Origin of the sequence: Janthinobacterium breve, from assembly GCF_051380895.1 — a bacterium.
Taxonomy (GTDB): domain Bacteria; phylum Pseudomonadota; class Gammaproteobacteria; order Burkholderiales; family Burkholderiaceae_D; genus Janthinobacterium.
In genome coordinates this window covers 322,868-346,449 of the sequence record NZ_JBNYXY010000008.1, presented here as the reverse complement: position 1 = coordinate 346,449, position 23,582 = coordinate 322,868, and the positions used below count along the sequence as shown (strand labels likewise).

Annotated in this window: 16 protein-coding genes; 5 read left to right on the top strand and 11 right to left on the bottom strand. The window is 62.8% G+C overall.

Features of this window, described 5'->3' with window-relative positions; genetic code table 11:
* The first annotated feature begins 61 nt into the window (after positions 1-61).
* Entirely contained in the window at positions 62-1,252 is a 1,191-nt protein-coding gene (locus ACQ4W0_RS18015) for a serine hydrolase domain-containing protein (protein ID WP_436577978.1), read from the top strand.
* On the opposite strand, the gene ACQ4W0_RS18010 is transcribed toward ACQ4W0_RS18015, so the two are convergent.
* On the bottom strand, positions 1,249-1,632 hold the full coding sequence (locus ACQ4W0_RS18010; protein WP_436577977.1) for a YkvA family protein: 384 nt from the start codon (positions 1,630-1,632) through the stop codon (positions 1,249-1,251). The two genes, ACQ4W0_RS18015 and ACQ4W0_RS18010, sit on opposite strands and share 4 nt — an antisense overlap.
* 92 nt (positions 1,633-1,724) lie before the next feature.
* Here ACQ4W0_RS18010 and ACQ4W0_RS18005 point away from each other — a divergent pair, with 92 nt between their 5' ends.
* Positions 1,725-2,828 (top strand): DNA topoisomerase IB, encoded by a 1,104-nt coding sequence (locus tag ACQ4W0_RS18005; protein WP_436577976.1) that lies wholly within the window; start codon positions 1,725-1,727, stop codon positions 2,826-2,828.
* Here ACQ4W0_RS18005 and ACQ4W0_RS18000 read toward each other — a convergent pair.
* Positions 2,782-3,012, bottom strand: coding sequence for a hypothetical protein (locus tag ACQ4W0_RS18000; protein ID WP_436577975.1), 231 nt, complete (start codon positions 3,010-3,012; stop codon positions 2,782-2,784). The genes ACQ4W0_RS18005 and ACQ4W0_RS18000 overlap by 47 nt on opposite strands.
* A gap of 264 nt (positions 3,013-3,276) precedes the next feature.
* On the opposite strand from ACQ4W0_RS18000, the gene ACQ4W0_RS17995 reads away from it, so the two are divergent.
* Positions 3,277-6,660, top strand: a complete 3,384-nt coding sequence (locus tag ACQ4W0_RS17995; protein WP_436577974.1) for a hypothetical protein — start codon at positions 3,277-3,279, stop codon at positions 6,658-6,660.
* A 31-nt stretch (positions 6,661-6,691) separates the two neighbouring features.
* Here ACQ4W0_RS17995 and ACQ4W0_RS17990 read toward each other — a convergent pair whose 3' ends face one another.
* The 8 genes from ACQ4W0_RS17990 to ACQ4W0_RS17955 form a co-directional block, all read right to left on the bottom strand.
* Entirely contained in the window at positions 6,692-7,504 is an 813-nt protein-coding gene (locus tag ACQ4W0_RS17990) for a ferritin-like domain-containing protein (RefSeq protein WP_436577973.1), read from the bottom strand.
* Between the two features lie 43 nt (positions 7,505-7,547).
* On the bottom strand, positions 7,548-8,483 hold the full coding sequence (dsdC, locus tag ACQ4W0_RS17985; RefSeq protein ID WP_436578055.1) for a DNA-binding transcriptional regulator DsdC: 936 nt from the start codon (positions 8,481-8,483) through the stop codon (positions 7,548-7,550).
* Entirely contained in the window at positions 8,483-9,814 is a 1,332-nt protein-coding gene (gene dsdA, locus ACQ4W0_RS17980) for a D-serine ammonia-lyase (RefSeq protein ID WP_436577972.1), read from the bottom strand. Before dsdA ends, dsdC begins: the two co-directional genes overlap by 1 nt.
* A 138-nt stretch (positions 9,815-9,952) precedes the next feature.
* Positions 9,953-10,384 carry a hypothetical protein gene (locus tag ACQ4W0_RS17975; protein ID WP_436577971.1) on the bottom strand — a complete coding sequence of 144 codons (432 nt, stop codon included), beginning with the start codon at positions 10,382-10,384 and terminating at the stop codon, positions 9,953-9,955.
* Between the two features lie 283 nt (positions 10,385-10,667).
* Positions 10,668-11,144 carry a hypothetical protein gene (locus ACQ4W0_RS17970; protein WP_436577970.1) on the bottom strand — a complete coding sequence of 159 codons (477 nt, stop codon included), beginning with the start codon at positions 11,142-11,144 and terminating at the stop codon, positions 10,668-10,670.
* 129 nt (positions 11,145-11,273) lie between these two features.
* Positions 11,274-13,361, bottom strand: coding sequence for a TonB-dependent receptor (locus ACQ4W0_RS17965; protein WP_436577969.1), 2,088 nt, complete (start codon positions 13,359-13,361; stop codon positions 11,274-11,276).
* 89 nt (positions 13,362-13,450) lie between these two features.
* Complete coding sequence (locus ACQ4W0_RS17960) at positions 13,451-13,846, bottom strand: DUF2946 domain-containing protein (RefSeq protein WP_436577968.1); 396 nt, start codon at positions 13,844-13,846, stop codon at positions 13,451-13,453.
* Positions 13,847-13,900: 54 nt separating this feature from the next.
* A complete protein-coding gene (locus ACQ4W0_RS17955) occupies positions 13,901-16,045 on the bottom strand; it encodes a TonB-dependent siderophore receptor (protein ID WP_436577967.1) in 2,145 nt (714 codons plus the stop codon).
* 256 nt (positions 16,046-16,301) lie between these two features.
* Between ACQ4W0_RS17955 and ACQ4W0_RS17950 the strand changes: the two genes are divergently transcribed.
* Positions 16,302-19,778, top strand: coding sequence for a DUF748 domain-containing protein (locus ACQ4W0_RS17950; protein WP_436577966.1), 3,477 nt, complete (start codon positions 16,302-16,304; stop codon positions 19,776-19,778).
* 21 nt (positions 19,779-19,799) lie between these two features.
* Positions 19,800-20,891: a hypothetical protein gene (locus ACQ4W0_RS17945; RefSeq protein WP_436577965.1), complete on the top strand. Its 1,092-nt coding sequence runs from the start codon at positions 19,800-19,802 to the stop codon at positions 20,889-20,891.
* A gap of 64 nt (positions 20,892-20,955) precedes the next feature.
* Here the strand turns inward: ACQ4W0_RS17945 and ACQ4W0_RS17940 are convergent, their stop codons facing one another.
* Complete coding sequence (locus ACQ4W0_RS17940; protein WP_436577964.1) at positions 20,956-23,406, bottom strand: membrane-bound PQQ-dependent dehydrogenase, glucose/quinate/shikimate family; 2,451 nt, start codon at positions 23,404-23,406, stop codon at positions 20,956-20,958.
* Positions 23,407-23,582 lie beyond the last annotated feature (176 nt).

Here is a 23,582-nt window from a genome sequence, read left to right as displayed (position 1 = left end):
ATTGCCCCTATGGCGGGCGGAAATATTGTTAAGATCATTAAAAACAGCAAAGAGAGTATCAATGAAACGAAGAAGCGTGCTGGGACTGGGCGTCTCACTGGCCCTGCTGCAAACGGGCTGCGCCACCGATCCGGCCAGGCTGGCGTGGGAAACGGAATTTGACAGCTTCATGCGCGATGGCCTGGCCCGCACGGAAACGCCGGGCATGAGCGTGGCCGTGGTGCGGGGCGAGCAAACCATCTTCGCGCGCGGTTATGGCTGGGCCGACATCCAGGCCGGCAAGAAGGCCGATGCCAACACGGTGTTCCATATCGCCTCCGTCAGCAAGCTCGTCACGGCCACGGCCATCATGATGCTGCTGGAACAGGGAGCCTTCCAGCTCGACGACAAGGTGGCGGCCTATCTGGACTTCCCGCTCATGCATCCGAAGTTTCCCGACGTGCCCATCACCTTTCGCCATTTGCTCAGCCACACCTCGGGCATTTCCGATGCCGTGTACGAAAAGACGACGGCGTTTGCCGTGCAGGGCGATCCGCGATTACCGCTGCGCGACTTCGTCAAGGGCTATCTGTCGCGCGGCGGCGCCTGGTATGACGCGGATGTGTCGTTTGCCGCCCGGCCCGGCACGGAATGGCGCTACAGCAATGTAGGCGTCGCCCTGCTCGGTTATCTGGTGGGCCGCTTGAACCCCGATGGCCTCGACGCCTACGCGCACGAGCACCTGTTCGAACCGCTGGGCATGGACAGCACAGCCTGGAACCTGGCCGGCTTGCCCCGGCGCGCCATCGTCGCCCAGCCGTATGCGCACAAGGAGCCTGGCCTGAAAGTGCTGCCGCCCGTCGGCTATCCCGACTGGCCGGCCGGCTTGCTGCGCAGCTCGGCGCATGACTTTGCCCGTTTCCTGGCCATCTTCAGCAATGGCGGCCGGGTCGATGGCCACCGCTACCTGCAAGATGCCACCTTGCAATTGTTTTTTGCCCCGCAAGCGGCCGCCGTCGCGCCTGCCGATGCGTCCGTGCGCCAGGCCCTGGTCTGGCTGCTGCGCGACGTCAACGGCAAGCCGCTGGCCACGCACAGTGGCGGCGACCCGGGCGCCGCGTCCGTTGTCTGCGTCGACCGTGCCAGCAGGACAGCCGTGCTGGCCTTCGCCAACGTCAGCGCCGACAAGGAGTTTCGTTCATTCCAGAAAGAAGTCGTGTTGCGCCTGCTGGCCCATGGTGGCAGCGGCGCGTCGGATGCACCGAAACGTTAGGCGCCGAACCAGCCGCGCAGCTTGTCGGCGGCGCGTTCCTTGACGTCGGCCGTGATGTAGGTGGCAACCGTGGCGACGGCCGCCGCCAGCACGGCCAGGTCGTCCGCATAGCCGATCACGGGCGTGATGTCGGGAATCGCATCGATGGGCGAAATGAAATAGCCTAGCGCGCCATAAATGGCCGTCTTGGCCCACAGCGGGGTATTCGGTTGCTGGGCCGCGTAATACAGCCACAGGGCTTTTTCGATGACTTCGCGCCCCGCCGTCCTGGCGAACTTGACGACCTTGTCCCAGAAGCTGTCTTCCGTGTATTTCTTTTCATACTGCTTGTCAGCCTGGGGGGCGTGGTCTTCTTCCAGATTCTTTTTTCTGCCAAACATCTGCTGCTCCTGTCTGCCGCGCACGGCGTTACGAATGCGCACCTTAGCATAACGGCGCGCCGGGTGCGCGGCGTGCAAGGTAAGCTATCGTCATGGAAATATCTGCCACCAACACGGCCCGCGCCGCCGGCCTGCGCTACACGGGCGACCACCAGAATGGCATCGCCCGCCTGGGCAAGCCCGGCAAGTTCCGCTACCGCGACGCGGACGGCCAGATCCTGCGCGACGCAGCCACCTTGACGCGCATCAAGGCGCTGGCCATTCCCCCCGCCTGGACGGACGTGTGGATCTGCCCGCGCGCCAACGGCCACTTGCAGGCGACGGGACGCGATGCGCGGGGCCGCAAGCAATACCGCTACCATGCGCGCTGGCGCCAGGTGCGCGACGAGGTCAAGTATGAGCGCATGCTCAGCTTTGGCCGCGCCCTGCCCGCCATCCGCGCCGCCGTCGCGCGCGGCATGCAGTTGCCGGGCTTGCCCCGTGAAAAAGTGCTGGCCACCATCGTGCACCTGCTGGAATTGACGATGATGCGCATCGGCAACGAAGAATATGCGCGCACGAATAAATCGTTCGGCCTGACCACCCTGCGCACTCGCCATGTGCAAGTCGACGGCAGCGCCGTGGCCTTTCACTTCAAGGGCAAGAGCGGCGTGCGCCACGATATCCGCCTGAGCGACCGGCGCCTGGCCCGGGTGCTGCAGCGCATGCGCGAATTGCCGGGGCAGGAACTGTTTCAATATGTCGATGAGGATGGCGCGCGCCACGGCGTCGATTCCGGCGACGTCAACGATTACCTGCGCGAAGTGACGGGCGAAGAGTACACGGCCAAGGATTTCCGCACCTGGTCTGGCACCTTGCTGGCCGCGCTGGCCCTGCAGGCGTTCGAACAGGTCGATTCCGAAGCGCAGGCCAAGAAGAACATCGTACAGGCGATCGAGTCGGTGGCAAAAAAACTGGGCAACACGCCGACGATCTGCCGCAAGTGCTATGTGCACCCGGCCGTGCTGGAGTCGTATCTGGATGGAAGTTTACTGGAAGGCATGCGCGCGCGGGCGCGGCAACAGTTGCAAGAGGACTTGCCAGCGCTGGCGCTGGAAGAAGCGGCCGTGCTGGCCTTGCTGCAGCAACGGCTGCAAAGGGTCGCTCAGGTCAAGCCTGGCGCCCAGGCTGGGGCTGGCACTGGGCCGACAGTGTGAGGGCATCGCTGCTGCAGACCGGCAAGGCGCCATGACCCGCATCGCGCGCCACGGCGGCCGGCGCAGCATCGTTCGTCTGCGCCTCGCCCGTATTCATCAGCGTGGCCGCCAGGGTCGAGAAGGTGAACAGGCAGATAAGCAGGAACGGCTTGTTCAAATGGTTGGGCTTGGCTAGCTTGGGCATCGCATACTCCGTCGGACTGGTTGGCTGTTGCAGCATGAACACGATCATCGCGTGTTTCCGCAAGGCATACAATCAGACAGTTTCGACAAGATGGGTAGGACAACGCTGACAGGCTCAGCCCTATGGGCCAGTGTCGGCAGATTTGACACCAGCACCGCCCTCCTCCAGCCAAGCCCTTGTTTTTACAGAACAATTTGTACGGGAACGCTTCCTGCTTGACCTCTTGCCTGGGCACGCTTGACGCCAGTCAACGGGGGAATGATCATGAGCTTCATCAAGCAGGCGCTGCTGGCGCTGCTGCTGTGCGCAATGTCCGTCGCGCGCGCCACCAGCATCGGCTACACGGCGACCTCGCTGGGCGGCACGCAGTGGCGCTACGACTACACCGTCAGCAATACCATGCTGGCCATGCCCATCGAGGAATTCACCTTGTTTTTCAGCGTGGGACAGTACGCCAAGCTGCACAACATCTCCACGGCGCCGGGCTGGGACGTGCTGCTGGTGCAGCCCGACCCCGCCATTCCCGCCAGCGGCTACGTCGACGCGCTGGCGCTGGCGCTGGCGGGCGGCATCGTTCCCGGCGCCACGGCCACGGGCTTTTCCGTCACCTTCGATTACCTGGGCGCGGGCAACCCCGGCGCGCAGCCGTTCTCCATCCTCGACCCCGTCTCCTTCATCGAGCTCGAGGCGGGCAGCACGCAGCCGGCCGCCGTCGCCCTGCCGTCCACGCCATGGCTGCTGCTGGCAGGCGTGCTGGCCATGGCCTGCCTGCGGCGGCGCCAGCCGGCCGCCACCGCGCTCGCTACTGCCCTGGCGCTGGGCCTGTGCGCCTGCGGCGGACCGAACGATCCCACGCAGCCGCCAGTGCCGAAAGTCATGCTGGCCGCCGCTGCCACTGCCGTCCAGGCCGCAGGGGATTTCGAAGTGACGCAGCTGGAAAAAGTGGCCGAACAGCGCGTCAGCCGCACGGCCTGGGACTACACTTACCGCGTACACATCCGCAACAACAGCAGCGCGGCGGCCAGCAATGTGCAAGCCGTGCTGACCGGCACGCCGCAAGGCAGCACCATCATCGATGGCGACGTACTGGCCGGCAACATCGACGCGGGCGCCACCGTCACGTCCGACGACACCATCATCGTGCGCATCGAGCGCAACATCGCGTTCCAGAGCGCGGCCCTGGCGTGGACCTTCAGCGCCAACGCCAGCATCGAACTCGATCCCGTGCTGCCCGCGCAAGTGGTGACGCTGTCGCTGGCCGACCTGGGTTTTACGGATGGCGCCGACAGCGTCAAGGTCAGCGGCGCCGTCACGGACGTGCTGCTGCAGGACGGCAGCCTGCGCTTTTCCACGCCCGGCGACACGGGCGTGGAGCAGCACGCGCAGTTTTCCATCAGCAAGGGCAACAAGGTCACCACCCTGGGCGTGCTGATCCAGACGGAACTGCCCACGGCCGTGGAAACCTATGTGGAGCCGGACGACGACGGCAACGTGCCGGCAACCGCGCCCGTGCTGGCCATCACGGGACTGGGGCCGAACAACCGCCTGCAGCCGGGCGCCCTGGCGTTCCGCCTGGTAGGCGCGCCGTCACTGGCCCTGCAGGACGACAGCGACGGCTTGCTGTCCATGCCGGACGGCGTGGCCGTCAGCCTCAAGCAGTATTGGGTCTTCGATGCGGTCAGCGGCGCCTTCAGCATCAGCGCCACGGCCATGCAGCAATTGCTGGCATCCTTGCCCAACGGCAGCTACGACCTGAACCTCAATTTCGTCTCGCAGGATGGCGAATTCACTGCCAGCTATGCCTTGATCGTCGTCAAGTCATCTACCTCGCTACAAGGCCAGCTGCGCACGCCGGCAGGTGGCAATGTCACGGGGCTGGCCGGCAAGAAGATGTTATTGGCTGGCTACAACAACCACCAGCGCCAGGTGGCCGTGGTCGACGCCACGGGCGCCTTCCACTTCGATGGCGTGCTGCCCGACACCTACCAGCTGACCTTGAACGACCTCGTCCACCCGAACGTGGTCAGCGTCAGCGCCGTCGTCTTCGACAACAGCAGTACCGTCAGCGTCGGCATCGTGTATCCGTACGAACCCGGCCTGGCCCAGCGCACCGCCCCGGCGCAGAGCTATGTGGCGGGCAGCGTCACGCAGGATGGCGCCGGTCCGCCCGCGCGCCAGGTCGTCGCCAGCCCCCGTGGCGCGGGCGACGTCACGCCGCAGGATGACGAGGGCAGCAAGACGTTTACGGCCACGGCGGCCGCGCAAAACCAGACCATCACCTCGCCTGTCGCCTTCACGGTGCCCAAGGGCACGAAAAACGTGGGCGTGAAAATCACCGTCAGCACGGCCGAGTACCCCGTCTACACGACGGCGCAAAGCCAGTACAACGATACCTGGTCGTACGCCGTGACCGGTTTGCCCGGGGTCAACCTGGCCGCCACGGGCGCCGTCAACCAGACCCATTACACGCAGGGCACCATCGTCAGGACGGAATGCGTCGATGTCAGCAAGCAAACCAAGGAGGGGGTACTGACCCTGGGCGGCAATGTCAGTGCCACGAATATCGGCGACAGCGCCCTGGCCACCGTCACGACGGTGGAACTGAGTCTCGTGTGCAAGGGTTTGAAAGTGACGCAGGCGAAATTCCTCTCGCCCAACAAGGCCGCCCATCCCGTGCTGCAGCCGATCAAGCTGACGGGCAATCTGCCGGGACCGTATGTGTCCGTGTCGCAAGGCGCGGCCACGGCCACCCACACCTTGCCGCTGGAATTGCACTACACGCCGGCGGCCGCGACGATTACGGAAGTCAATATCGGCATTTCGGCCGGCGGCGGCAATCCCGCCTTCAGCACGGAGAATTTATTGTCCCAGACCAATACCAAGAGCGCGGGCAAGGTCACATTCCCCAGCTTGGTGCTGCCCGCCTTTGCCGGCGCCAAGCTCGACAAGAAGGCCGTCGTCACGCTGCGCCTGAAGGGCCGCGTCGACAATGCCGATGCCAGCTCCGACCCGGCCGAAGGGGGGCAAGTGGAGTTCAAGGGCGCCACGGCCTACATCCCCCTGTACCTGGCCAACAACGAGGCGGCGCTGGCGGCGCGGCGCTACGGCACGCGCGACGCGGGTGGCGATTCATGGGCCACGCGCCTGGCCATCGCCTGGCTGGCGGGCAAGGCTTACCGCTTCGACGACATCAGCGGCCAGCATGTGACGCAGACGGCGGCGGGCCGCTCCATCCTCGGCCACAGCGGCCACAGCGATGGCCAGCAGATCGACTTGCGCTACGCGGACGGCGCGGGCGGCTACTCGGACGCGCTGGGCGGCCAGAACAATGGCGCGGCCATCCACCAGTTGATCATTGACGCGAAGGCGGAAGTGGTGGCCAACCCCGCGCAAAAGCCGAAACTGGCAGCCCTGCAGGCGTGGATCGCGGCAAACCGCGCCATGCTGGCCCAGGAAGCGGCGCCGGCCAGCACGCGCGTCGTCTACATCGGCCCCAGCTTCGTCAAGCTGGCCCTCGTCGACGGGCGTTTTTCCGCCGCGCCGGCCGACAAGATCCCGGGCGCGGGGGCCTGGATCAAGCCCGTCAAGGTGCATATCGAAGCGGGACACCTGAGCCACTGGCATATCAGCATCACGGCCCATCCTTGACCATGATCGTGAGCATGCAGCAGCGCTGGCGTCAGGCGGGCAAGTCGGACAGTTCCAGCTCCGAAAACCCGGCCCGGCGCCGCGCTTCCAGGTTGAACGGGCCGCGCAGGGTGGGCGCTTCGTAGCGCAGCGCCAGTTCGGCATAGGTGGCGCGCAACTCCAGCCCCCGCTGCTCGCACAGGTAGCCATACCAGCGGTTGCCGATTTCCACATGCCCCACTTCATCGCGCAGGATGATGTCGAGGATGGCGGCGGCGGCCATGTCGCCCGCCTGCGCCAGCTTGGCGCGCAGCGGCGGAATCGCGTCCAGGCCCCGCGCTTCCAGGGTGCGCGGCACCAGCGCCATGCGCGCCAGCACGTCGCCGCGGGTCTTGTCGACCATTTCCCACAGGCTGTCGTGACCGGGAAAGTCGCCATACGTATGGCCCAGCACCTGCAGATGCGCCTGCAGCATGGCAAAGTGCGTGGCTTCCTCTTTCGCCACGCGCAGCCAGTCCCAGTAGTACTCGGCAGGCAGGTCCGGGAAGCGCCACAGGGCGTCCAGTGCCAGGTTCATCGCATTGAATTCGATATGCGCGAGCGCATGCACAAGCATGGCGCGTCCTTCCGGCGTGATCATCGAGCGCCTCCCCACCAAGCGCGGCGGTACCAGTTCCGGGCGTTCGGGACGGCCCGGCACGGGGCCGGTGGGCGCCAAAGCTGCCTGCGCATCGAGCGAAAGTTGCGCCTCGGCCATGGCCGCCACCATCGCCACCTTGGTGGCCGGATCCGGTTCCAGCAGGCAAGCGAGCGCAGTGGTGCGCAATTCCGCTGGCGCGGTGGGGGTCAGTGGGGATGGCTGCATGGGACTGCTTTCTGGCGCGTTTATCAATCAGGGGCGCAGTGTATCAAATAGCCTGCCCCAGCAGCCAGTCCAGCAACGCCTGCACGCGCGCCGGCAGCGCGGTGCGTCCGCTGTGCACGAGGTAATACGCCTGCGGGCTGGCCAGGGCAAAGCCGCCGAAAGGCAAGACCAGTTGGCCGCTGGCCAGCCACGGCTGCACCAGCTGGCGCCGGCCCATGGCCACGCCCGCGTGGTGGATGGCCGCCTGCGCGCACAGGTCGGCGCGGTCGAAACGCAGGCTGCGCGTGGGCAAGTTCACCTCCGGCGCCTGCCCATCCAGCCACAGGCGCCACTCCGCATCGGGCGCACAGGCGGGCCAGGCCAAGGTGTCGTGCAGCAGGGTCGCGCTGGACAGGTGTTGCGGCGCATCTTGCAAGCCGTGTTCGCGTGCGTAGGCGGGGCTGCAGACGGGCGCCAGCCATTCATCCATCAGCTTGCGCGATGCGAGGCCGGGAAAGCTGCCATCGCCATAATGCAAGGCCAGGTCGACCTGGCCGGCGCGAAAGTCCACGCTATCATTGCCCACGCGCAAGTCAAGCGACAATGCCGGATACTGCGCAGCGAACCCTGCCAGGCGCGGCACCAGCCAGCACTGGGCAATCGAGGGGCGCGCATGCACGGTGATGCTGCCCGCCAGCGCGTCGCCGCCGGCAATGGCCGCATGCAGGCTGTCCCAGCCAGTTTGCAGGACGGCGAAGATGCGCTCGCCGTCCGCCGTCAGCTTGACTTTCCGCGTCAATCGTTCGAACAGGCGCAAGCCCAGGCTGCTTTCCAGCCGCGCGATGCGGTGGCTGACGGCGCTGGGCGTGAGCGCCAGTTCCTGCGCGGCCAGCGCGAAGCTGCCATGGCGCGCCGCCACAAGAAACGTGTGCAGGTTGGCGAACTGGCTGGCCGTCAGCGTGGCCCCAAGCGTGGCCCTGATCGGCGCGCCGGCCGGCATCACGCGTCCCCGGCCGCCAGCAGCGCGCGGCCGCGCGCCACGTAGGCCGCCATTTCTTGCTCCGGCACCATGCTGCCGCCCGTACCCCACACCAGGTGCGTGGCAGTATCGATGTGCTGCTGGTATTGCGGCGCCGCCAGCACGGGTGCTATGCCCGCGAAACCGGCCACGGCGGACGGTTCCAAACGCAAGCCTTGCGTTTGCTCAAGCAGTGCCAGCAAACGGTACAGCTCGTCATCGCTGACGGTAGCGTAACCGTCGATCAGCCGCTGCATGGCGCGTCCCACGAAACCGGACGGACGTCCCACGGCCAGGCCATCGGCGGCAGTGAGGTTGTCGATGCCGATTTCCTGCACGCTGATGCCGTCGTGCAAGCCCGTGTGCACGCCCAGCAGCATGCAGGGCGAATGGGTCGGCTCGACGAATACGCAGTGAACGGCATCGCCAAACGCCAGCTTCAAGCCAAAGGCCACGCCGCCGGGGCCGCCGCCCACGCCGCACGGCAAGTACACGAACAGGGGATGATCTGCATCCACCACGACGCCGTTTGCCTCGAACTGGGCTTTCAGGCGCTGGCCCGCTACCGCGTAGCCGAGGAACAGGTCGTGCGAATTTTCATCGTCGACGAAGTGGCAAGTCGGGTCGTTCTCCGCCTGCTTGCGCCCCGCTTCCACGGCCACGCTGTAGTCGGTTGCGTACTCGACGACGGTTACGCCATGGCTGCGCAATGTATCCTTCTTCCACTGGCGCGCATCGGCCGACATGTGCACGGTGGCACGAAAGCCCAGGCGCGCGCTCATGATGCCGATCGACAAGCCCAAATTGCCCGTTGACCCGACGGCGATCGCATACTGGCCGAAAAACGCCCGCACGGCGTCGCTGGCCAGCAGGCTGTAATCATCGCCCTCCTTCAGCAGCCCCGCATCGAGCGCCAGCATTTCCGCGTGTTTCAGCACTTCATAGATGCCGCCGCGCGCCTTGATAGAGCCGGAAATGGGCAAATGGCTATCCTGCTTGAGCCATAGCTGACCGCTCGTCATGCCTAACGCCAAACCTAGCGCCGCCTGCATGGCGGGCAGCGGCACGACGGGCGACTCGATGACGCCGCCGCTGGCCTGCGTTTCGGGAAACGCCTTGGCCAGGTAGGGCGCAAAGCGCGCCAGGCGCGCGCTGGCGTCGGCCACGTCATCCGCCGTCAAGCCCACATCGTTCAAGGCCTCGGCTGCCGGCGCGATGCCGGGATTGAACCAGCTCAAGGGCTGCAAAGCCATCAGTTCTGTAATCAAAGGAAATTTTTCGCGCAGCGCGGCGATGGCGTGAGTGGGCAGCATGGCAATCTCGTGTAAGAACAAGCCATGATTAGACCGCATCCGGGCGCCGCTGGCAAAGGATGGTTGATCAGGCAATGGGTGACGGGAGATCACCTGTCATGATCGGGATGGATGGAATGGCTGCTACTGCAAAAAATACTATTCCCCAGCAGAAAGGACCTTGGATTTTCTGCTGCTTAAGAATGATGCAATAAACACCGCTGGAAAGCAGGCCAGCCAGAGATAGTATCCGGCACCGTATCCCAGCACCCTGGCGGAATCGTAATCGTCAGGTATTGTTTTGAGGCCAAAGGCTGTCAGTGCAAGCGCAAAACCAAAAAAGACAGCCAGTTTTGCGGCGACTGGCTTCTCTTTCGAGAAGTACATGGCAAAAATAAGCAGCGGATTGGCAAACCATGCAAAACTACCGGCCAAAGGCCCTAGCCAGCCGAGCAATAACACGCCCCCTCCAAGCATGACCTCCTTGGAGGTCACTATTCCTGTCAATAATAATGACGCCACATACGCAACGACAGCGATGGATAGAATGATGGCGGAGGTATCCTCGCCAAGTAATTTCTTATATTTCACAGGTTTCCGATGGCATAAATTGGTGAAGCAGGACGATGGTAATTGGGCTGCTATTGCCCCCCCCCCCCCCGTCCATCCAATATTAACTAAGAGCAATATCAATCTGCTTACGGTTTCAACGGCACGTAGCCCACTTCATACCAAACCCGAATACCTCGTTCAAGCTGAATGACCCTCATCCAGCCACTGGTTTCCGTGATGGCTTCGATACTGACAGGGCGAACTCTTTTTTTAATGGCGGCGCTGACGCGCCAGCACCTCGTCCAGCGCCACCAATTCGCCATCACTGCCTGGCGCTGCGCACTACCGCCTCGACGCATTTGAACAGTGCATTACTCTTTTCAGAGCCATGAAGCTGTTGGCACTTTTCCACCTGCGGCCGCAGGGTGGCAAGGCCTGGCGCCCTTGTACCGCCCAACGTTTCGCCAAAGCAGGCTTCGGCGCGGTAGGCAAACTGGGACTGCGTCGAAAGCTCCGGTAAATCAAAGGCATCTTCAACGTTCTCGCGCATGGCACTGACCACGCGCAATGTCATGCCTTTCGGGCTATCGGGCAGCAGCGCCATTACTTCCGCCTTGCTGCGTCCCTGCTGCCGCAGTTCCCCTGCGGCCAAGGCCGACTTCACCTGTGCGGCGCAAAGGGTATTCGATGCTTCGATTAATGCCATGGGGTCGGGAATCGACCAGGGCTCCGGCGTTTGCGCATGCGCCGCGATACTAAAAACCGTGGCAAAGATAAAACAGGAGAGGTTTTTCATCATTCTGAATGGCCGATAACTTTACAGTAAAGGCCAAATCATAACTGCACGGCCGATATTTGTTATCGATATTTCCAATAAGACGCACCTTCGCCCTTTTTATGACCAGAACGAAGGCGCGTTATTTCCGTTTTAGAATGTCAGCTGCAGCCCCACATCAATCGACCGGCCCTCGGCCGGCAAGGCTTGCAGCGCGCCGCCACTTGCATTCAGGCCCGACAAATACACGCCACCGAGCGGATCCGCATACGCGCGGTTGAACAGGTTGCTCACGCCCGCGCTCAGGCTGGCCATCTTGCTCAATGCCACGCTGCTGCGCAGGTTGACGAGGGCATAACCGCCCGTCTCAGGTTCGAAGCGGCGGGCATCGACCTTGTCCTTGCGGGCAACGATCTTCGTTTCGATGCGGCTGCTCCAGGCGCCCAGCTTGTGCTCGACGGCCAGCAAGGCGTTGAACGGCATCATGCGGTACAGGTCGCCGCCATCGCTGCGTTTGCCACGCGTGTAAGCCGCATTGCCCGTGGCCATGAAGCGGCCCCAGCGGGCGCTGCTGGCCAGCGGCAGCTGCCACGCCAGATTGGCGCCGTAGAGCTTGGCGTCGTGGTTGGCAAAGCGCAGCAGGTTGCCGTTCGCGCCCATCTGCATGTACGGATGGAAGGACGCCAGCACATCGACGTCGATGTAATTGTCGACCTTGCTGTAGTAAGGATTCAGACGCACGAACCAGCCCTCCTCGCCGCCGCCATGCCAGTCGGCCGTGAACGCCGCCGTGTAAGCCGTCTCGGGCTTCAGGTCGATATTGCCCACGTAACCGTTGCCGTCGCCAAACCAGTTGGTCATGGTCATCGCCATCGAGCCGCGGCCCCAGGAATAACGCTCGTACAGGTTGGGCGAGCGCACCTTGCGCGCCAGCGCGAATTCATAGCTGCTGGCAGTGTCTGGCGTGAAGGTCGCTTGTGCCGAGGCATCGATATTCGTGTCGCGCTGGCTGCGGCTGCGCGCATTGAAGGCCCTGGCAGCCATCACGTCCGGCATGTTCATCATGTTGGTGCCGTACGATTGCACGTCGCCCGTGTCCATGCGCACGGATTCGCCGCGCAAGCCCAGCACGCTGCTCCAGCGCGCGTCATGGCGCGTTTCCAGTTCGCCGAACAGCACGGTCCGGTCGCGCTTGCCGTCGTTGATGTTCAGGTAAGTGCGCGGCCCCATCATCATGGAACCGGGCACGGCCGGCCAGTAATCGTCGAGGCGGAATCCGTGCCACTCCTGCCCCAGGCGCAACTCGCCCGCGCCCGTGGGCAGGCTGGCCATCAGCGCATAGCCCGTGTTGCGCCCGTGCGTGAGCATCGGCATCGTGCCTGTGCGCTCGGGCGTGAAAAAGCCCATTTCATGGTCCGTCTGTTGCCAGTAGGCACGCGCGTCAAACACGCCCCAGGCAAATGTGCCCTGGTAAGCGAGATTGGCGAACTGGCCGTGGTTGTCCGTCATGTCCATGTACTGGTTGGGAAAACCCTGGTACGGGATGTGCTGCACGCCGGCGCGCAGGGTCAGCTGCTGGCCCTGGCCCTTCGCCGCCAGCACGATGGCCTGGTTGATGCTCTCGAACATGCTGCCCAGCACCTTGTTGCCGTGGCCATCGTCATAGCTGTGGCCACGCGTATAGGCGCCGTTGTAGCCGACGCTCAGCACGTCGCTGGCGGCCGAGGCATGCACGCTGGTCGCCACGCTATTGTTGACGCTGCGGCCCGACACGGCAAAGCTGCCTTGCGTCAGCAGCGCCGCGCCGGGCTGGGCGAACACGGGTGCGTTTGACTGCACCTCGATCGTGCCGCCGATGCTGTCGCCGCCCGCGCTGACGGGCGTGACGCCCGCGATCAGGCGGATACGCTGCACTTGTTGCGGATCAATGTAGGACAGCGGTGCATTCATGTGATTGGCGCAAGCCGACGTCAATTCCATGCCATCGATGCGAATCTTGATGCGGTCATCGGCAAAGCCATTGACCACTGGCAAGCCGGACACGCCGCCGCCGGCCGCCACGCTGTAGCCAGGCGTGCTCGACAGCATTAAGGCCGTGTCAGCGGCAGGCCTGTAGCCGTCACCAATGGCTGTAACGATGACTTTCATCTCGGGCAGGACGGTGATATCTGCTTCACTGGGGGATTGCGCCAAGGCAGGCATGGCAATGGCGAGGGAAATCAATAACGGTAAATGTTTCATGGTGCTGCTTTCAAATTCTGTATAAGTAAAACGAACAGACGCAAGCGCACGACACGCGCGGCGCAAGGCAGTTCAGGGAAAGGGGCAGATCAGAAAGCGGCGGGCGGACCACGGGGCTGGACGGGCGTCCAGGCGAACAGGGGCGTGGCGGATTGGTAGAACAGCAGGGGCAGCAAGCCCGTGATGATTTCTCCGGAAGCAAGCACGAGGGTCGTTGGGGGAATATCCAGGGTGGCCGCATGCATGCTGCAGCACGGGCAATCGCCCATGCGCATGCTGCCTTTGGAGGTATCGGGCGCGTCCGTGGAGAGTGTTGCGGGCAGCATGGTCATGCCGCCCGCCACCGAGCAGATTTCCAGGCTGGGCACGGCCATGCCGCTGGCGACCGTCAGCGCGCGCGATACCGTAGGGGCGAGCGCGGCCAGGAAGATGGCGACACACGCGATCCACAGGACGATGCTGGCCTTGCCTTTGCTGATGAACATGGCAACATTGTATCAGGGCAAGCACCCTGCGCACAGGGCGCAGGTCAAGGCTTCTTACAAATCCACCTTCATCGACAGCTTGATGGCGCGCGGGGCGCCCGAGGCCAGGCGCGTGCCGGCACCAGCCCAGTAGCGCTTGTCGGCAAGGTTTTCCACGTTCAGTTGCCACACGACAGACTTGTTCATTACCGTGCTGGCATAGCGGGCGCCCGCGCTGAAAAGTGTCACCCCGCCCAGGAAGGCCTGGTTCAAGTCGTTGACGGGACGGGCGCTGTAGTAATACGCGCCGCCGTTGACGGACAGGCCCGGCACGGCGTCGAACGCATAGGCGAGGAAGGCGCTGCCCGTACGCTTGGACGCGTTTTCCGGCGCCTTGCCGTTGTAATCGGCGTTGATGTGCGCAAAGCTTGGGTCGAGGAACTGGGCCGACGTCTGCCACGACAACTGGCGCGTCAGCTTGCCCTGGGTCGACAGTTCCAGGCCGCGATAGCGCTGTTCGCCATCCGACGTGAACACGTTGCTGGCATTCGTGTAATAGCCGGGGCGCGTGATGTCAAACAGCGCGGCCGACAGCAAGCTGCCGCCCGGCGTCAGCCAGCGCGCGCCCAATTCTTTCTGCTTGCTCACGCCGGGCGCCATCTTGACGCCCTGGTTGATGGTGCCCGTCGGGCCCGTTTCGCCCTCTTCCAGCCCCCGCGCCGACGAGGCGTAGAACGAGATGGCTGGCGTCAGCTTGTAGATCAGCGAGGCCATCGGCGTCGTCTTGCTGACGTCATAGTGGCTGGCGCCCTGGTCGCTTTGATAGCTGCTGCGGCGCACGCCGATGATACTTTGCCATTGTGGGCTGAAGACCATGCGATCGAGCGTATACAGGCCCGTGTCGCGCGTGTCCAGCGCGGCCGTCGTGGGCGCCGTCGGCTTGGGGCTGAACACGACATTCGTCACGGGCACGGGCTGGTACAGGTTTTGCGACGCAATCGTGTAATTGCTCTGATAAATCGGATCTTGCGATTTGTCCGTGCGCGAGGCGCCCAGGGTCAATTCATGGGCGATGAAACCCGTCTTGAAATTGCCGGCCAATTCCGCGCGCAGCAAGTCCGACGCCGTCACGCTGTGCTGGATATTGCCCGTGATGCGCCCCGCCCCCGTGGCCAGCGCGGCCGCGTTGTTCAAGCGGAAGATGGCCAGGCGGCGGTCGCGCGCCGTTGCCGAATGGCCCGCCTCCACCGTCAGGGCCCAGCCCTCCGTGATGGCGTAGTCGGCGCGCAATTGCGCGTTTTTCGTCTGTGCCTCGAACGCCGACCAGTCGGGGCCGATAAGCTGACGCGGATCGACGGCGCGTGGCAGGCTGATCACGCCTTTCACGGCGACCGGCAGGGCCACTCCCGCCTGCTCCGTCACCTTGCGGCGGTCGTATTCCAGATCCGCTTTCAGCAACAGCTTGTTCGTCACGCGCCAATCGAGCGCCGTGGCAATAAAACTGCGGTTGCCGTTGCCCACCTTATCCAGGTAGGAACCCAGCGTCCCGCCGGCCGCATTGATGCGCACGCCGAATTCCTGCTCCACGCCAAAGCGGCGGCCCACGTCGATGTTTGCCACGCCACTACCACGATCATCGAGGCTCAAGCCCACGCTGGTGACGGGCTTGCTGCCGGCCCGCTTGGTGACGAAGTTGACCACGCCGGCCGGCGAGGTAAAACCATAGTACAGGGCCGAGGCGCCCTTCAGCACTTCCACTCGCTCCTTGTTTTCCATGGGCACTTGCGAGAAGTTCATGATGGGCATGGAACCGTTGAGGCGGTAATTCGTGCGGTTTTCCACGGCAATGCCGCGTATCACCAATTGATCCCACGTTTCGCCGCCATTTTGCTGGCGCGTCACGCCCGCCGTATTGCGCACGGCGTCGTACAGGCCGGAGACGGCTTGCTGCTCCAGCAATTCGCGCGTGATCACGTTGACGGTCGAGGGCACATCCATGATGTTGGCGCCACGAAAACTGCCCGCCTCCGTGGTGACAGGCACCAGACCTTGCGCGCGCGCCCCTGTCACCTGCACGGCTTGCATGACTTTCTCATCGCCAGCCGTCAAGTCGTCCTGGCCGCTGGCGCCATTGGACGCGCTGGCCGCGTGGGAAGCGAAGGCCAGCGACAGAGCGGCGGCCACTGGAAGTAGTTGCAAGGAGGGAAAAACAGCGCGCATAAAAACAGGTCTTTCAACAGAAAACAGTAATGGAAGGAAACTTCAAGTTACGCGGCATGATATCTGTAACGAGAATCATTCGCAATAAATAAGTGACAATTCGTGAGAATGTACGCGTTTTCACAAGATAAACAGTGCGCCTGGCAGCCTGTTGTCACATGAACACGTTTGGATTTTGCAGACGAGGCCGCAAAGAGGCATACTGACAGTCATGGCACGCAGGATGTGCCGCCCAACAAGATCAAAAGGTTAGTTCGTGAACACAATCGACAAAAAAAGCGTGCAGACGAAAACATTTCGCTGGAAACGCTGGCAGCGCTGGGCCGTTGGCACAGGCTGCGCCCTGGCCGCCTACAGCGCGGCTGGCTTCTGGCTGGTGCCCTACGTCATCAAAAACCAGTTACCCAAATTTGCCGAGAAAGAACTCGCGCGCCAGGCCAGCATCGCCGACGTGCGCTTCAACCCGTTTACCTTGCGGCTGGAAGCGGACCAGATCGCTTTCAAGGAAGCGCCCAGCGCAGATGGCAAAAGCGGCGCGAGCGCTGCCCCGCTGCTCTCCATCGGCGCCCTGGCCGTGCAACTGGAATGGAAATCCATCGTGCGCCGCGCCTGGAGCCTGGCGGAAATCCGCATCACGGCACCACAGGCTCATTTGACCATCACGCCGGACGGCAAGTTCAACCTGGCTGAAGTGCTGGCTACCTGGCAACGCAATCATCCGGAAAAGAGCGACGGCGGCATGCCGCGCCTCGTCATCGCCCACTTTGCGCTGGAACAAGGCAAAGTGGACTGGCAAGACCAGAAGGCGGGCTATGCGGACAACTTCACGCCGATCAACTTCACGCTCGACAATATCTCGACCCTGCCCGACGCCAACGGCAGCTACAGCCTGAGCGCCGACGCGGCGCGCGGCGGCAAGCTGCACTGGCGCGGCACGGCATCGCTCAGTCCGATTCGTGGCGAAGGCGAACTGATACTGAACGACGCGTCCCTGCCCGGCCTTGCCGCGTATTTGAAAGCCTATACGCGCGCACAAGTGACTAGCGGCAAGCTGTCGGCGCGCCTGCCCTACGCCTTTTCCTATGCCGACGGCACGCTGCAAGCGACGGTCAAAGGCGCGGGCCTGGCCTTGCGCGACTTGGCGCTGGTGCGCGACGGCAAAGGAGAGGCATTTACCTCGCTGACTACTTTGGGCATCGCCGGCGTGAACGCCGACCTGGCACGCCAAAGCGTCACGGTGGATAAAATCAATCTGTACGGCGGCAAGGTGGCCGTGCGGCGCGACAGCAAGGGCGAGATCGACGTGGCGAACCTGATGCGGCCGGGCAATCCCGCACCCGTTACCGACGCGCCTGCAGCCGCACCAGCAAAACCGGGCAAGTGGAAAGTAGACTTGAAACAGCTGGCGCTGGCCAACGTGGACGTGTCCGCCATCGATGAAACCGTCTCGCCTGCTTTGCAGCTGAGCGCCAAACAGCTGCAGCTGAACTTGCAACTGGCCTTGCAACAAGGTCCATCGGGCATGGCTACCGTCATCGACGGCGCGAATTTCAGCCTGGCGGATCTGGCCATGCAGCGGGGCGCGCAAATGCCGTTCAAACTGGATCAATTGGGCTTTACGGAAGGCAAGGTCGACCTGGCGGCGCATACCGTGCACCTGGCCGCCGTGACGGCCAGCGGCGCGCAGATCGACCTGGCGCGCAACCGCCAGGGGGAATTTGCGATTGCGCAAAAGCTGCCCGTGTTTGCCTCCGGCAAAGCCGACACAAACAAGGATGCGCCGTCCGCGCCGTGGTCTACCAAGATAGACAAGGTGGAACTGAGCAAGTTCGGCGCCCGTTTCGATGACGCGGGCACCGGCATCAAGGGCACGCTGCAGGATGCCCGCCTGTCCCTGCAAAACGTCAGCAACGATATGCAACAGGCATTGCCGTTCGAACTGGGCGTGGGTTTGCACGAAGGCGGCTTGCTCACGGCCAACGGCAAGTTCGTGCCGGGCACGGGCGCCGTCGATGCGCAATTGAATCTGAAACAACTGGCCCTGGCGCCCGTGCAACCGCTGCTGGCCCAGCATCTGAAACTGAAGCTGGCAGGCGGCTCTCTCTCCGGCAGCGGCCGCCTGACGACGGGCGGCGGCGCGCCGAAAGCGCCGAAAGTACGCTATGAGGGCGGCGTGGATATCGCCGGCCTCGTGCTCAATGAAACGGATGGCAAACGCTTCGCCTCGTGGAAAAGCGTGCGCGCCGACAAGCTGACGGCCAGCGTGGCGCCGGACTTCCTCGACATCCCCGAACTGCGCGTGGTGGAACCAAACGCCCAGCTGATCATCGAAAACGACCGCAGCCTGAACGCGCAGCGCTTGCTGGTCAAGGCGCCGGAGCCAGCAACGGCACCCGCTGCGGCCGCCACGTCGACACCGGACGCCGCCTTCCCCGTGCGCGTGCGCCGCGTGCGCCTGCAAAACGCCAAGCTGGACTTTGCCGACTTGAGCCTCCGGCCCCAGTTCGCCGCCAAGATCTATGAATTGAATGGCGTCGTCACGGGCCTGTCGACGAAACGCGATGCGCGCAGCCAGATCGAACTCGATGGCCGCATCGACGAATTCGGCCTGGCCCGCGTGCGTGGTCAGCTGAACCCGTTCGCGCCCACCGACAACACGGACTTGAACGTGGTCTTCAAGAATGTCGACATGGTGTCCGCCTCACCGTACACGATGAAGTTCGCCGGCTACAAGGTGGCGGAAGGCAAGATTTCGCTGGACTTGCAATACAAGGTGCGCAACCGCCAGCTCGACGGCACCAACCAGATCGTGCTCGACAAGCTGACCCTGGGCGAGCGCATCGACAGCCCGGATGCCTTGAAACTGCCGCTGGAATTGGCGCTGGCCATCCTCAAAGACTCGGACGGGCGCATCGACCTGGGTTTGCCCGTGTCGGGCGACATGAATGACCCGCAATTCAGCTATGGCGCGCTGATCTGGAAAGCCGTGGGCAATGTGCTGACGAAAATCGTCACGGCGCCGTTCCGCGCGCTGGGCAACTTGCTGGGCATCAGCGCCGACAAGCTCGAAGCCATCGACTTCGATGCGGGCAGCGCCGTGCTGCTGCCGCCCGAGCGGGAAAAACTCAAGCAGGTGGCGCAAATCCTCGCCAAGCGCGAACAGCTGAAGCTGGCCGTGCCGGGGCAGTACAGCGACACGGACGGGGCAGCCCTGCGCGCCCAGGCCGTGCGCCGCGCCGTCGCAGCCAAGGCCGGTATCAAGCTGGAAGCGGGCGAAGAGCCAGGGCCGTTGAACCTGGGCGAACGCAAGGTACGGGGTGCCCTGCGCGAGCTGTATGGCGAGCGCTTCGGCAAGGCCGAGCTGGACAAGCAGAAGAAGGCGGCGGAATCAGCCGCGCCTACGGCAGCGGCAGCGGCGGCATCCGCCAGCGCTTCCGCTCCGGCTGCAGCAAAAATTCCCGTCTTCCAACGGCTGGGCAAGCTGATCGAGGGAGAGCCGCAAGTGGCCGATACAGGCGCCTTCTATACCGGCTTGCGCGAGCAGCTGGAAGCCAAACAAGCCTTGCCTGCCGACGCCTTGAGCAAGCTGGGCACCCAGCGCAGCGCAGCCATCCTGGCGGCCCTGCAGCAGGACGGCACGCCGGCAGCCAGGGTCAGCACGGGCGCGCCGGAAAAAACGGAAGCCGCACCGGGCAAGCTGGTGGGCTTGAAGCTGGGATTGGCGGCGCAATAAGATACGGAGATCATCTGACGCATGAAAAATCTCGACAAGGTAGCGCCCTATACATCGTCTATCGCACAGGGCGACTTGGGTACCATGACAACGCTAGTAGCCGAAGGCGGAATATCGGCAAAAGACAGCATTTCATTTGGTAAAAAGACGCTGCTAACGAACTATGTCTACGAAAAAAATGGCACGTATAAGCTGATTTATACGACTGTTGAGATTGATGGAAATATCGATACCTACGTCGAGGATGACGGAATCTTGCCGACACTGTTCCTGAGTCCGGATCAGGAAAACTATGTCTCCGTCATCCCCTATCATCCTGATAAAGAACTGGAAATCAGCATTCCCATCTTTCATCGCGAAGATGTGGAAATACCAAAGGGTAACCGTCCATTTACAGCAAACTTCATTGGAACAACGGGCTCATATTCGATATTTCACGATGTGGATTTTGACGATAAAAAACCCGACAAAATCCTGGCCATCGAGTTTATCAATGGGAAACTGAAGAAGAAAAACAATGTCAAAATTCCATTGCCCGCAAATAACAGAATTGCCATTTCCAACAAGACGATTCATTTGCTGGCCAATGACGGCAGCCATATTCTGCACAGAGAGATTGATGAAAAAGGCAATGTAACTCGCCATCGGGAAATCGATGCGAATGATATATATGTCTTGCAGATATTAAGTTCATCCTTCGACAAAGATTCTTATCTGCTGGCGCAAGAAAAAGATAAAATCATTATCGAAAAAATAGATGCGGATGGGGCAAGCGAAATCATTGAATTGGTAGACTTTGCTGATCCACTTTTCAATACATGGCAGCCAGTCAAAATCGCTGACGACACTTTTGTCACCCGTTTCAATAGCGAGTTTGGAAACGGATGGTTGACCACGAAAAATGATCAGTTATTGGAAATATTCTATAGCAAAGGCGAGCAAGGCTACAGGAACTTGCTGACAAACGAGGTTCTGCCGATACAGCGTGACAATTTGATCATTTCAAGCATAAACAAGACCACGGAGCATGGTTATGCGGTCGTGCTCTACCCGATGCCAGGCGATAAATCGGGCAATGCCGAACTGATCGTCTTGAATCGTCGCTTGCAGTAGCGTCGAGCGCCTCAATGGCATCTCATCCGCGGCATTGCCAGTCAATGCCGCGGATGACCATCGCTTACTTCGCTTTCCCCGCCTCCTTCACCGCCTCATCCGGCAAGGCAAATGCCACCAGACTATCGCCCATCTTCGTGCCCAATGAGCCATGGCCACCGGCCATGACGACCACATATTGCCTGCCCGTCTTGTCGGAAACATAGCTCATCGGCGTGGCCTGGCCGCCGGCCGGCAAGCGGGCCTTCCACACGGTCTTGCCGTTGCGCACGTCGTAGCCGCGGATGTAATAGTCGAGCGTGCTGCTGAGGAAGGCCACGCCACCGCCCGTGGTGCTGATGCCGCCCAGGCTGGGCACGCCCAGTGGCAAGGCGATGGGCACGGGAGCGCTGTCGCGCGTGGTGCCGTTCTTGTGCATCCACACTTTTTTCATGGTGCGCAAATCGACGGCGGCGATGTAGCCCCAGGGCGGCGCCTGGCATGGGAAGCCCAGCGGCGACAGGAAGGGCTTGATTTCCACGGCAAACGGTACGCCCGTCTGCGGCTGCAAGCCCATTTCCGTGCCCGTGCCGCCCTTCGCGTTGGCTTGCGCGCGCGGCACCAGGCGTTCCAGAAAACCCATGTAGTCAGGGTTGACCAGCAGCAACTGCCGGACCGGATCGACGGCCGCCCCGCCCCACTCGAAGATGCCCAGGGGGCCCGGCGAGATGATGGCGCCCTTGATCTTGCCTTCATCCACGGTTTGCGGCGTGAACGGCCCCTCATAACGGTGCTGGCGGAAGATGATGCGGCAGGCCAGCTGGTCGAACGGCGTCGTGCCCCACATATCCGTTTCGCTGATGTTTTTCTCGGGCAGGAACGTCAGCGCCGAGAACGGTTGCGTGGGCGACAGCTTGTCGCCAGGCGCGGCGTTGGCGGTCGGCACGGGTTTTTCCGGCGCCGGCACCACCAGGCTGCCATCGCGCCGGTCGATCACGTAGATATCGCCGCGCTTGGTGGTTGCCACCACGGACGGCACCTTGCCTTTCGGCGTGTCGATGTCGACCAGGGTGGGCTGGCCGCCGATGTCCATGTCCCAGATATCGTGGTGCACGGTCTGGTACACCCAGCGTACCTTGCCCGTTGCCAGGTCCAGCGCGACGATGGCGCTATTATATTTCTCGCCGTTCGGGTTGCGGTTGCCGCCCCAGGTATCGGGCGTTTCATTGCCCATCGGGATGTACACCATGCCCAGTTTTTCATCGACGCTGGACACGCCCCAGGAATTGGGTGAATTGTTGGTGTACGTCTTGCCGTCGGCAATCGGCGCCGTGTCGTCCGGGTTCGAAGCATCCCAGTTCCACATCAGCTTGCCGGTGACGGGATCGTAGCCGCGGATCACGCCTGACGGTTCTTCCGTGGAAAAATTATCGGTCACGCTGGCGGCCATCACCACCACGTTCTGCGCCACGGCCGGCGGCGACGTGGGCATCAAGAAGCCCCGCTTCTTCATGCCCATGCCGTGGTACAGGCCGATCACCCCGTTTTCGCCGAAGCTCTTGCACGCTTCGCCCGTATCGGCATTGACGGCGATCAAGGTGGCGTCCATGGTGGGGGCAAAGATGCGGCGCGGACACTCCATGCCGGCCGCCTGCGGCGCCGGATCATCCTTGGCGCGGCCCGCGTTGACATCCCAGTACGCAACGCCGCGGCAAATCATGTGCTGGTAACTGGACGCGTCGCGGTTGATCTTCGGATCGTGGCGCCACAGCTCCTTGCCCGTGTCCGTGTCCAGCGCGATGACGATGTTGTGCGGCGTGCACAGATACAGCATGCCGTTCACTTTGAGGGGCGTGACTTCGTTGGCGATCTCGCCCGGGTCGTTCGGCCCCTTGAAGTCGCCCGTGTTGTACACCCACGCCTGTTTCAGCTGCGCGGCATTGGCTGGCGTGATCTGCGCGGCCGGCGCGTAGCGGTCGCCATAGCCGGAACGCCCATACGCGGCCCAGTCGTTGGGCGCAACGCCGGGCGCGACATCGCCTTGCGGCACGGCGGCCATGTTCTCGGCCGGCACTTCACCGTGCAAGGTATAGTAATCCTGGAACAGCGAGAACACGCCCACGGCAGCGGTGGCCACCACGGCGGCCACCAGCGCGCTCTTGCCCGCGTCGCGTGGTTTCGCGCCGGCGGCCAACGGCGGATCGAGGCGGCGGTCGATGAAGGGCAGCAGCAGCCAGACGGCGGCGGCGAACCAGATATCGAGGCGGGGCAGCAATTGCCACCAGTCGAACTTCACTTCGATGACGGACCAGATCAGGGTGGCGAACAGCAGCAGCGCAAGGAACAGCTGGGCGCTGCGCCGTCCTTTCCACACCAGCGCACCGGCGACCAGCATGCCGATACCGGCCACGACGTAATACCAGGAGCCGCCAAGGCTGACGAGCCAGGCGCCGCCGCCGGCAAGCGCCAGGCCCAGCAAGATGAAGATGACTGCGGTGATGAGAAGCAAGGGTCCAGGCCGGGCAGAGGCAATCATGATGCTCCTTTACAAGAGTCAATCGGCGGCACGCGATGGCGCACCGTATTTGATGGCGATCAAGGAATACCATTTTTTCACTATTTAGCCAAGCGTGGCACACGCCAGAACGCGATGTCCGCGCGGTGTTGCTTTTCATCATCTCCCATCCTCCGCTCAGCCCGCCCTTCAATCAG